Consider the following 6,349-nt stretch of genomic DNA (forward strand, 5'->3'; position numbering starts at 1 on the left):
TCCCGATCTGCGGGTCGCTGGTCCCCGCCCGGCCGGGCCCCCACAGGGCCGCCGCCGCCGGGTCGGGGCGGCGACGGCGCGGGAGCGGGCGGTGGATCAGCCCTTCACGTAGACGATGCCGAGCTTGGTGAGCTGCCAGAGCTGGTTGGCGGCGCCGGTGTCGGTGGCGAGTTCGACGTACGGGTTGCCCTTGGCGTCGAGGGTGCCGCCGGCGGCCAGGACCTTGCCCTGGTCCTGGGAGTCGGCGATCCGGTAGCGGCCGTCACCGGCCGGCTTGAACACCCAGTGCTGGTTGCCGCCGCCGGTGCAGCCCCACTGCTGGATCCGGGTGCCGGGGGCGGTGGAGGCGGCGTTGGCGTCCAGGCACATGTCCCGGTTGCCGCTGAAGTCGAGCTCGTAGCTGCCCCCGGCCTTGGCCTCCAGGACGAAGGACTGGTTGAGCCCGCCGGTGGCCGGATAGGTGATCGCGGGCCGGCCGTTGGTGGAGTCGCCGTAGCTGCCGCCGCCGGTGAGGTCGAGCACCTTGCCACTGGCCGCGTTGGTCAGTTGGTACCAGGCGCCGTCCTCGGGGACGTCGCCGAACGGCCGTCCGGGCGTGAGCGGCTGGATCGAGGTGGTGTTCTGCTGGTTGAGCGTGCAGTACGCCTGGGCCAGCTCGGGCCGGGCGTAGAACTGGCCGAGGCAGACGCCCTCGCCGCGGTAGCCCGCCACCCGCAGGTGGTACGACTGGCGGACCATGTTCATGCACAGCCCGGGGATGCCGATCTGCGAGTCGCAGCCGTTGCGCACCCACTCGGAGAGGTTGATGACGTCCCCGTTGGTGTACTCGTACGGGGAGGTCGTCCACTCCGCGCAGACCTCGTGCCCGAAGGCGACCCGCCGCTGGTCCAGGTACCGGACGCCGGGCACCTGCTCGGCCGCGCCGCGCAGCGCGTCGCTGAGGGTCGGCACCACCCAGTTGTGGCCCCAGGCGAGGTCCTCGGGGAAGGCCGGGCAGCCGTCGGCGACCTTGCCGAGGTAGTCGTTGCGCCGGATGTCCGGGGTGATCGGGTTGAAGTACGACTGGTAGACCAGCTGGTACGAGGAGTCCGCGTAGCCGGCCTTCCGCATGGTCTGACGGATGTTCTGGAGGGCCGCGACCACCTTGGGCTTGACGCCCTCGGCCCGCCGGCGGATCTCGTCGCTGCCGATGGTGTCCCGGCAGCCCTGGTCCTTGGGGATCGGGAAGTACTGCGCGAGGCAGTGCATCATGATGCCGCTGAAGTCGAAGTCGTCGTTGGCGCCGATGGTGACGACGACCATCTTCACGTCGTACCGGGCCGCCGTCTCGGCCAGCCTGACGTCCTGCTTGGGCTCGCCGAAGTCGCCGCTGCCGGGGCCGGTGATCTTCGCCAGCTCCGGATCGCTGACCAGGTCGCCGGTCTGGGCGCCGGAGCAGGCGAGGTCGATCGGGGTGACCCCGGGGATGTCGGTGACGAAGATCTCCGACTTGGGGTGCCGGTGGCAGTAGTTGGTGGGGCTGTCCGTCTCCGGGAAGTAGCCGTCGTTGGTGTCGGTGCCGGCGCCCTCCCCGGAGATGGCGCTGTCGCCGAGGGCGACGATCGCGGCCGGACGGGCGGCCACGGGCTCGGCCGGGGCCGGGTCGGCCAGGGCGGCGGGGGCGCCGACCAGGCCGAGGGCGGCGAGGAGGGCTCCGGTGGCGAGCAGTGCGGCGCACCGGGAGGCGCCCGTACGCGTCCGCCGCGCCGCCGGAAGTGGGGACCTGATCACACGCGTCTCCTTGCGGGGGTGGGGACCGCCCGGGCGGGGCGCCGAGCGGCGCGGAGCAAGAGAGGAGCAGGAAAGGTGAGCAGATCTCGCATTCTAGGAACTGACGAGTAACACAACAAGGCGCGTGACACGGCCGGGAACTGACGATCCGTCCCCGGGGAACGAAGAAGCCGCCGCCGCGCGCTCCAGGAGGGAAGCGCGCGGCGGCGGCTCGCACCGGCCGAACCGGGTGGTGGATCAGCCCGCGTTGAGGCACTTGTTGCCGAACGCGGGGTTCAGCGCACCGATGATGTCGATGGTGTTGCCGCAGACGTTCACCGGAACGTGCACGGGGATCTGGATCTGGTTGCCCGAGATGACGCCGGGGGAGTTGGCGGCAACGCCCTGGGCCCCGGCGCTGGCCACGGCGGTACCGGCACCGGTGGCCACGATGCCCACCACGGCCGCGCCGACGGCGGCGGTCTTCTTGATGCTCATGTGAGCCTCCTGATTGTTCGACAGATATGCACGGGGAGTGCGACATCTAGAACGAGACCCCACCGGACCGGTTGCGACGGTCCTCGCAGTGTCACCCGTCCGGCGCAACGGAGCCGCGGACCGGGCATTCGGGTGATCGGAGGACCGGACCGTATCCCCCCGCGCGGTGCCTCGTTCTCCCTGACGGAACCCGGTCTCCACCGGCCCCCACGCACGAATCGAGGTACCGCCCATGCGCAAGCACGCCCACGGCGTCGTCGGCAGCGCGGCCACCGGCGGCTCGGTCGGCGCGGCGGGCCTCCCCTACCCGGCGTCCGGCGCTCCCTGCCGGAACGCCTGACCGGAATTCCGTCCGTCGCGCCTTCGTCCGATCCATTCCCGACCGTGCGGGAATCGTTTCGGGAGGCACCGCGACACGGCGGCCACGGCCACGCCCGAGCCATGGGCGGAACACGCCGGTGTGCGCCGCCCGAGTGACATTCACGGAAATCCCTACAGCCTTCGGGTGAGTATTTCGTGCTCGCCCGACTCCCGACATTTCCCTTCCGTCGGGCAGAAATCGGAGGAATGACATGCGCAACTTCAAGAAGGCCGCCGTCCTGTCGCTGGCCGCCAGCGGTCTGGTGCTCGGTGCCGCCGGCGGTGCGGCCGCCAGCGCCGGCGCCGAGGGCGTCGCCGCCAACTCCCCCGGCGTGCTCTCCGGCAACCAGATCCAGGTGCCGGTGCACATCCCGATCAACCTGTGCGGCAACACCATCAACATCATCGCGCTGCTGAACCCGGCGTTCGGCAACACCTGCGTCAACGCCGGCTGAACCGGCGGCCGCCGCACCGGCGACCGCTGATTCACCCGAGCCCGTGCCGCGCCCCGCAGCGCCGGGGCGCGGCACGCTCCACCCGTGTGATCGAGGAGATCCAACCCCCATGCAGAACATCAAGAAGGCCGCCGTCCTCTCCGCCGCCGCCGCCGGCCTGGTGCTCGGCGCGGCCGGCTCCGCCGCCGCCAACTCGACCGCCGAGGGCGTCGCCACCAACTCCCCCGGCGTCGTCTCCGGCAACCAGATCCAGGTCCCGCTGGACATCCCGATCAACCTGTGCGGCAACTCCATCAACATCGTCGGCCTGCTGAACCCGGCGTTCGGCAACACCTGCGTCAACGTGGAGACGCCCCCGCAGCACGACGAGGACTGCTGATCCCGATCGGCACGTGTTCCGGCCGTCCTGCCCCCCGACCAGTCGGCCGGGGGGCAGTTCGGCATCTCCGGACAGCCGTCCGGGACCCCCGATCCACCGAAGGGTGATCACGATGGTTTCGAAGAAGAGCGCGGCCGGCCTGGCCGCCGCCGTGGGTGCCGCGGTGCTGCTGGGCGCCGGTTCGGCGCAGGCCGCCACCGGGTCGGGCGAGACCCCGCTCGGCACGGCCGCGCTGACCAAGACCGACGTCGGCCAGGCACTGGGCGGGACGACCACCGGCCTCGGCTACGGCCTCGCGCCGATCAAGAGCCTGCGGCTGGACCCGTGGGCGAACTCCTCGGCCGACTTCCTCAACAACGGCGCGGCCGTGCAGCCGGACCAGGGCCTGCCCGCGATCGGCACCGGGACGCTGACCGGCCCGCTGAGCGCTGGCGGCGGCGTCAAGGACCTCCCGCTGGTCGGCGGGCTGACCGGCCTGCTGCCGGGCTGAGCGTCCGGACGCAGGAGAGCCCGGCATCCCGCCGCGCGGGCGGGGTGCCGGGCTCTCCTGCCGAACGGGCGGCTAGAGCTGGGTGAGGTCGGTCAGGCCGGTCTGCTGCACCACGGTGGTGGCGGTCGTGGTGGTGGTGCCGGCCAGGGCGCCGGCCGTGTCAGTGAGGGAGAGCCGGCTGTCCTCGCCGCCGAGGCTGGCCTTGGCGCCGGGGACCACCTGCACCGCCCCGCTGACCAGACGCGGGTCGATCTCGTCCACCTTCAGCTGCCCACCGGCGAGCTGGCCGGCGCCGTCCCGGGCGAGCGCGAGCGGCTGGCCGAGGGTGAGCCCCGGGGTCTTGGCGTGCAGCGGCGCGGCCGGGGCGTCCAGCAGCACCTTGCCGAGGTCGGCGCCCTGGTCGACCAGCGGGAGCGGCAGGTCGGCCTTGGCGCTCGGGCCGACCTTGCCGGTGGCCAGCTGGGGAAGGATCTGCTCCGGGAGCAGCGCGCCGTCCGAGCTGGTGGTCGGGCCGGGCACCGGCGGCATCAGCAGCGAGGTCGGGATGCCGGCCGTGAGCCGGCTGCCCAGCGGGGCGAGCGGGATGTCCGCCGGGACCTGCTGGGTGGCCAGCGCGTCCTCCAGGGCGCCGACCTGGTCAAGACCGACCGGGGTGGCGGCGGAGGCCGCTCCCGGGGAGGCGAGCACGCCGGCACCGACCGCCAGCAGCATCGCGCCGGCCCGCTTGGAGAACTTCATGCTTTTCACCGTTCTGCTGTCCGAACTGGGATCACGGGGGAAGGGGCTGCGGGGGGCGCAGCCGGAAAGCAGTCTGCTCAACGAGTGACCGGGAGCACGGATTGCGGCGGTTAACCGATTCGGGCTAATAATCCGATCGGATTCCCTCCGCCCTCGCGCCTCCGGGACTCTTTTCAAAAATCCCCGTAACCTTCCGTGCCGTCGTTCTTTGATCTGGACGTCAGTGACTGCAGACCGGGTCTGAGCGTTCTCAGCGTTGTACGCACGGAATCCAAAGAGCATTTCAGAGAGGGATCTCGCCATGATCCAGAAGTCCTTCGCCGCCGCCGGCCTGGCCGTCGCCGCGCTGGCCGGTGCCGCCGCGCCCGCGTCCGCCATCGGTGACGCGGATGGCGCCGCCGCCTCGATCGAGGGCAACGGCGGCACCAACTTCACGGGCACGGTCGGGAACAACAGCCCGAACTTCCACTTCCTGGACAACCCGAACATCTGCCTGCCGGAGATCCACAACATCGCCGTCGGCGTGCTCGGCGTGGCCGTCCCGGTCGAGGTCCCGATCGCCAACAACGGCGGCCGGCAGTACTGCACCATCGGCCAGGGCACCCAGAGCCAGGGCGACGGCGGCGTGTCCCACCTGATCGGCTGATCACTCGCCGCTCTGCTCTCCCTGCACCACCCCGTTCCACCTTCGAATCGCTCCCCGATTCACCCCGAGAGGAAAACCAGAAATGATCAAGAAGACCCTCGCCGCCGCCGGCCTGGCCGCCGCCGCCCTCGCGATGTCCGCGGGCTCGGCCTCCGCCATCGTCGACGCCGACGGCGCCGCCACCTCCGTCCAGGGCAACGGTGGCACCAACCACACCGGCACCACCGGCAACGGCAGCCCGAACAGCCACGTTCTGGACAACCCGAACATCTGCCTGCCGGAGATCCACAACATCGCCGTCGCCGTCATCGGCGTCGCGGTGCCGGTCGAGGTCCCGGTCCTGAACAACCAGCCGAAGCAGATCTGCAACGTCGGCCAGAACACCCAGTCCACCGGCGACGCGGGCATCTCGCACCTGATCGGCTGATCCAGGGGCACGGCACGGACGGAGGGCCCGGGGAGGAACACCTTCCCGGGCCCTCCGGGCTTCGCGGACGAGAGCGTCCGTCCGGCCCCGCCGCGGCGCGGTCCGGACGGGTGAGCGGCGGTCGGCCCGGCGCGTGGGGCGCCGGTCCGGACCGCCGGATGTGATCACGTGTCAGAGCGCCCGCGGGGGCGCTCCCAGAGAGAGGGGCAGTTCCATGAAGAACACGCTGGCCCAGGCCGCGCTGACCGCCGTCGCCGCACTGGCGCTCGCGGGTGCCGCCACCCCGGCCTTCGCCCACGTCGGCCTGGTCGGCGGCGGCGCGCTCGTCGCCTCCGCCGACCAGCCGTTCCTGGCCGAGGAGGGCTTCGGCCTCGCCTTCGCCGGTGACACCGCGGCCGGCGGCTGGGGCGGCCTCGCCGCCACCGCCACCGACCTGGTCGAGGGCGGCGAGGGCTTCGCCCACGCCGGGGACGTGGGCATCTAGCGGGAAACGGAAGGCCGGGCCGCTCCCCCCCGGAGGGGCCCCCCCCTGAGGCGGGCGGGGTGCGCCAAATCAGCAATGGGGGGGGGGAGGTGGGCCCCGTAGTTGTGTTAATCGAGGCGCCCC

At 71.9% G+C, this 6,349-nt stretch carries 9 protein-coding genes; 6 read left to right on the forward strand and 3 right to left on the reverse strand.

Annotated elements, in window-relative coordinates:
* Window positions 1-96: 96 nt before the first annotated feature.
* Together ABZW03_RS35340 and ABZW03_RS35345 are read right to left on the reverse strand one after the other, a co-directional pair.
* Entirely contained in the window at window positions 97-1,770 is a 1,674-nt protein-coding gene (locus ABZW03_RS35340) for an RICIN domain-containing protein (RefSeq protein ID WP_355267847.1), read from the reverse strand.
* A 237-nt stretch (window positions 1,771-2,007) separates the two neighbouring features.
* A complete protein-coding gene (locus tag ABZW03_RS35345) occupies window positions 2,008-2,247 on the reverse strand; it encodes a chaplin (RefSeq protein WP_355267849.1) in 240 nt (79 codons plus the stop codon).
* A 572-nt stretch (window positions 2,248-2,819) separates the two neighbouring features.
* Between ABZW03_RS35345 and ABZW03_RS35350 the strand changes: the two genes are divergently transcribed.
* From ABZW03_RS35350 to ABZW03_RS35360, 3 genes are all read left to right on the forward strand, one after another.
* Window positions 2,820-3,062 (forward strand): chaplin, encoded by a 243-nt coding sequence (locus ABZW03_RS35350; protein WP_355267852.1) that lies wholly within the window; start codon window positions 2,820-2,822, stop codon window positions 3,060-3,062.
* Between the two features lie 109 nt (window positions 3,063-3,171).
* The gene (locus ABZW03_RS35355; protein ID WP_355267855.1) at window positions 3,172-3,441 is read left to right on the forward strand and encodes a chaplin; all 270 of its coding nucleotides are present in this window, start codon (window positions 3,172-3,174) and stop codon (window positions 3,439-3,441) included.
* A gap of 112 nt (window positions 3,442-3,553) precedes the next feature.
* Entirely contained in the window at window positions 3,554-3,931 is a 378-nt protein-coding gene (locus ABZW03_RS35360; RefSeq protein ID WP_355267858.1) for a hypothetical protein, read from the forward strand.
* 72 nt (window positions 3,932-4,003) lie between these two features.
* Here the strand turns inward: ABZW03_RS35360 and ABZW03_RS35365 are convergent, their stop codons facing one another.
* The gene (locus tag ABZW03_RS35365) at window positions 4,004-4,669 is read right to left on the reverse strand and encodes a hypothetical protein (RefSeq protein WP_355267861.1); all 666 of its coding nucleotides are present in this window, start codon (window positions 4,667-4,669) and stop codon (window positions 4,004-4,006) included.
* A gap of 301 nt (window positions 4,670-4,970) precedes the next feature.
* Here ABZW03_RS35365 and ABZW03_RS35370 point away from each other — a divergent pair, with 301 nt between their 5' ends.
* The 3 genes from ABZW03_RS35370 to ABZW03_RS35380 all read left to right on the forward strand — a co-directional run bounded on the left by ABZW03_RS35370 (window position 4,971) and on the right by ABZW03_RS35380 (window position 6,226).
* Window positions 4,971-5,315 (forward strand): rodlet layer protein, encoded by a 345-nt coding sequence (locus ABZW03_RS35370; protein ID WP_355267864.1) that lies wholly within the window; start codon window positions 4,971-4,973, stop codon window positions 5,313-5,315.
* A gap of 82 nt (window positions 5,316-5,397) precedes the next feature.
* Window positions 5,398-5,742 carry a rodlet layer protein gene (locus ABZW03_RS35375; RefSeq protein ID WP_355267867.1) on the forward strand — a complete coding sequence of 115 codons (345 nt, stop codon included), beginning with the start codon at window positions 5,398-5,400 and terminating at the stop codon, window positions 5,740-5,742.
* Window positions 5,743-5,956: 214 nt separating this feature from the next.
* Complete coding sequence (locus ABZW03_RS35380; RefSeq protein ID WP_355267870.1) at window positions 5,957-6,226, forward strand: hypothetical protein; 270 nt, start codon at window positions 5,957-5,959, stop codon at window positions 6,224-6,226.
* Window positions 6,227-6,349 lie beyond the last annotated feature (123 nt).

It is taken from the genome of Kitasatospora sp. NPDC004799 (genome assembly GCF_040609095.1).
Classification (GTDB): Bacteria; Actinomycetota; Actinomycetes; order Streptomycetales; family Streptomycetaceae; genus Kitasatospora.

Bases quoted from the DNA above. Each gene is read 5' to 3' on its own strand.
- ABZW03_RS35345 (WP_355267849.1), bottom strand. From the start codon at position 2,247: ATGAGCATCAAGAAGACCGCCGCCGTCGGCGCGGCCGTGGTGGGCATC.
- ABZW03_RS35350 (WP_355267852.1), top strand. From the start codon at position 2,820: ATGCGCAACTTCAAGAAGGCCGCCGTCCTGTCGCTGGCCGCCAGCGGT.
- ABZW03_RS35355 (WP_355267855.1), top strand. From the start codon at position 3,172: ATGCAGAACATCAAGAAGGCCGCCGTCCTCTCCGCCGCCGCCGCCGGC.
- ABZW03_RS35360 (WP_355267858.1), top strand. From the start codon at position 3,554: ATGGTTTCGAAGAAGAGCGCGGCCGGCCTGGCCGCCGCCGTGGGTGCC.
- ABZW03_RS35365 (WP_355267861.1), bottom strand. From the start codon at position 4,669: ATGAAGTTCTCCAAGCGGGCCGGCGCGATGCTGCTGGCGGTCGGTGCC.
- ABZW03_RS35370 (WP_355267864.1), top strand. From the start codon at position 4,971: ATGATCCAGAAGTCCTTCGCCGCCGCCGGCCTGGCCGTCGCCGCGCTG.
- ABZW03_RS35375 (WP_355267867.1), top strand. From the start codon at position 5,398: ATGATCAAGAAGACCCTCGCCGCCGCCGGCCTGGCCGCCGCCGCCCTC.
- ABZW03_RS35380 (WP_355267870.1), top strand. From the start codon at position 5,957: ATGAAGAACACGCTGGCCCAGGCCGCGCTGACCGCCGTCGCCGCACTG.